Annotated in this window: 1 protein-coding gene; it reads left to right on the top strand. The window is 68.1% G+C overall.

Annotation, left to right across the window (positions count from 1 at the left end):
* The coding region (locus tag HMPREF1136_RS02945) for a multifunctional oxoglutarate decarboxylase/oxoglutarate dehydrogenase thiamine pyrophosphate-binding subunit/dihydrolipoyllysine-residue succinyltransferase subunit (protein ID WP_009647837.1) at window positions 1-3,491 on the top strand (3,491 nt) is incomplete at its 5' end.
* Window positions 3,492-3,513 lie beyond the last annotated feature (22 nt).

Consider the following 3,513-nt stretch of genomic DNA (forward strand, 5'->3'; position numbering starts at 1 on the left):
CCACCAGCCCCTACACGCGCCTGGCGCACGGACGCGCCGCCTTCACCCGCTCCCACGGAGCGCCCGCCCAGGACGAGCTGCACATCCTCAAGTCCGCCGCGCGCGCGACCGCCAAGCACATGGAGGCCTCGCTCTCCATCCCCACGGCCACCTCCCAGCGTCAGATTCCCGCCAAGCTCCTCATCGAAAACCGCGCCCTGATCAACGCGCACCTGGCGCGCACCGTCGGCGGCAAGGTCTCCTTCACACACCTCATCGGCTACGCGCTGGTCGAGGCGCTGTGCGAGATGCCCGACCTGAACGTGCGCTACACGCTTGAGGGCGGCAAGCCCGCCGTTGAGCAGCTCGCGCACATCGGCTTCGGCCTGGCCATCGACGTGGCTGACGCGCAGGGGAACCACTCCCTGAAGGTCCCCGTCATCCACGACGCCGACACGCTGACCTTCTCCGAGTTCGTTGATGCCTACCAGGACCTGGTTGCACGCGCCCGCAACGCGACGCTGACGACCGCCGACTTCCAGGGGGCCTCCGTCACCCTCACCAACCCCGGGACGCTGGGCACCACCACCTCCGTGCCGCGCCTCATGGTCGGCCAGGGGCTCATCATCGGCGTGGGTGCCACCGACTACCCGGCGGAATTCCGCGGCGTCTCCCCCAAGCGCCTGGCCAGCCTCGGCATCGGCAAGACGATGTACTTCTCCTCCACCTACGACCACCGCATCATCCAGGGCGCCGCCTCCGGGCGCCTCCTGGGCCTGGTCGACGCGAAGCTGTCGGGCCGCGACGGCTTCTACGAGCGCGTCTTCACGTCCATGCACGTGCCCACGCGCCCCTACTCGTGGGAAGCCGACTACGAATACGACCCCGAGCGCGAAAAGGGTAAGCCCGCGCGCATCGCGGAGATCATCCACGCCTACCGCTCGCGCGGCCACCTGGCCGCCGACACGGACCCGCTGGCCTACCGCGTGCGCCGCCACCCCGACCTGGACATCGAGTCCTACGGCCTGAGCGTGTGGGACCTGGACCGCCCCTTCCCCACCGGAGGCTTCGGCGGCTCCGACCAGATGCTGCTGCGCGACATCCTCACGCGCCTGCACGACACCTACACGCGCACGGTCGGCATCGAATACATGCACATCCAGGACCCCGAGCAGCGCGCCTGGGTCCAGCACCGCATCGAGCGCCCCTATAAGGCTCCCTCCCCCGAGGCGCAGCGCCACATCCTGGACACCCTCATCCGTGCCGAAGCCTTCGAGGAGTTCCTGCAGACCAAGTTCATGGGACAAAAGCGCTTCTCGCTCGAGGGCGGCGAGTCCCTGATCCCCCTGCTCGACCACATCCTGGCCGACTCGGCGCGCACCGGCATCCATGAGGTCGCCATCGGCATGGCGCACCGCGGCCGACTCAACGTCCTGGCGAACATCGCCGGCAAGTCGTATGCGCAGATCTTCGACGAGTTCGAGGGCAACTACATGCCCAACTCCGTTCAGGGTTCCGGCGACGTCAAGTACCACCTGGGCACCTGGGGCGTATACTCCCTCGACGACGGCCTGGCCACGAAGGTCTACATGGGCGCTAACCCCTCGCACTTGGAGGCCGCAGACGGCGTCCTGGAGGGCATCGTGCGCGCCAAGCAGGAGCACCTGGGCGACCCGGACCTGCCGATCATCCCGATCCTCATCCACGGCGACGCGGCCTTCATCGGCCAGGGCGTCGTCCAGGAGACCCTCAACCTCTCCCAGCTTGAGGGCTACAAGACCGGCGGCACGATCCACATCATCGTCAACAACCAGATCGGTTTCACGACCGGCCCGACGCAGGGGCGCTCGACCGGCTACGCGACCGACCTGGCCAAGGGCCTACAGGTACCGATCCTGCACGTGAACGCGGACGACCCCGAGGCCGTCATCCGCTGCGCGCACCTGGCCTTCGAGTACCGCAACGCCTTCCACAAGGACGTCATCATCGACATGGTGTGCTACCGTCGCCGCGGCCACAACGAGGGCGACGACCCGTCGATGACTCAGCCCGTCATGTACTCGCTCATCGACCGCATCCCCTCCACGCGCGCCGTGTACATCCGCGGCCTCGTGGGCCGCGGTCAGCTCACCGAGGACGAGGCCCGCCAGTCCATCGCCCAGTACGAGGCGGAACTGGGGCGCATCCTGGATGAAACCCGCGCGGGCGGTGCCTCCTCGGTGTCCGAGGTGAACCCGGGTAGTCGCACGCACGACCCGGCGCTGACCGCCGGCGTCGGCGAGGCCGGTGAGTCTCGCGACGAGGAGTGGACCATGCCGGAATCGCAGATGCCCGGCATCGGCATGATGATCGGCTGGACGTCAGCGGCCCCCGCCGAGCAGCTGCGCCGCATCGGCCGCGCCCACGTCCGCTTCCCCGACGGCTTCGAACCCCATCCGAAGCTGCGTCAGCTGTGCGAGCGCCGCCTCGAGATGGCGCTGGGCAACAAGCCCATCGACTGGGGCTTCGCGGAACTCCTGGCGTTTGGCACCCTGCTCATGGAGGGCACCGGCGTGCGACTGTCCGGCGAGGACGTGGCCCGCGCGACCTTCGTCCAGCGCCATGCGGTTCTGCACGACGCTTCCAACGGCCGCGAGTTCACTCCCCTGCGATTCCTCACGGAAAACCAGGCGCGCTTCGACGTGTGGAACTCGCCGCTGAGCGAATACGGCGTGCTGGCCTTCGACTACGGCTACTCGCTGGAGAGCCCCGAGACCCTCACCATCTGGGAGGCACAGTTCGGCGACTTCGCGAACGGCGCTCAGACGGTCATCGACGAGTTCGTCTGCTCAGCAGAGCAGAAGTGGGGCCAGCGTTCCTCGCTGGTCATGCTCCTGCCTCACGGCTACGAGGGCCAGGGCCCCGACCACTCGAGCGCACGCATCGAGCGCTACCTGCAGCTGGCCGCTCAGGACAACATGTGGATCGTCCAGCCCTCCACGCCGGCGAATTACTTCCACATGCTGCGCACCCAGGCCTACAAGCGCCCGCGCAAGCCGCTCATCGCGTTCACGCCCAAGCAGCTGCTGCGCCTGTCTGCCGCTGCCTCGCACATCGACGAGTTCACCTCGGGTTCCTTCCAGCCCGTCATCGGCGACACCACGATCACCGACCCGTCGGCGGTCACCCGCGTCCTGCTGTGCACGGGTCGCCTGTACTACGACCTCGCCAAGGAGCGCGCACACCGCGGTGACACGTCGACCGCGATTATCCGCCTGGAGCAGCTCTACCCGCTGCCCGAGGCCGAGCTGGCCGAGGCCCTGGCCCAGTACCCGAATGCGACAGTGGCGTGGGTGCAGGACGAGCCACGTAACCAGGGTGCCTGGCCGCACCTGGCACTCAACCTGTTCCCGTCGCTCGGACGCCCCGTGCGCCTGGTGTCGCGCCCCGAATCCGCGACGACGGCAGCCGGACGTGCCTCGCTTCACAAGGAGCAAGCAGCTACCCTTATTGCGCAGGCCTTCGAAGGCTAGCGACCTCCCTGCGCGCGCCCGG

Source organism: Actinomyces sp. ICM47 (assembly GCF_000278725.1).
Classification (GTDB): Bacteria; Actinomycetota; Actinomycetes; order Actinomycetales; family Actinomycetaceae; genus Pauljensenia.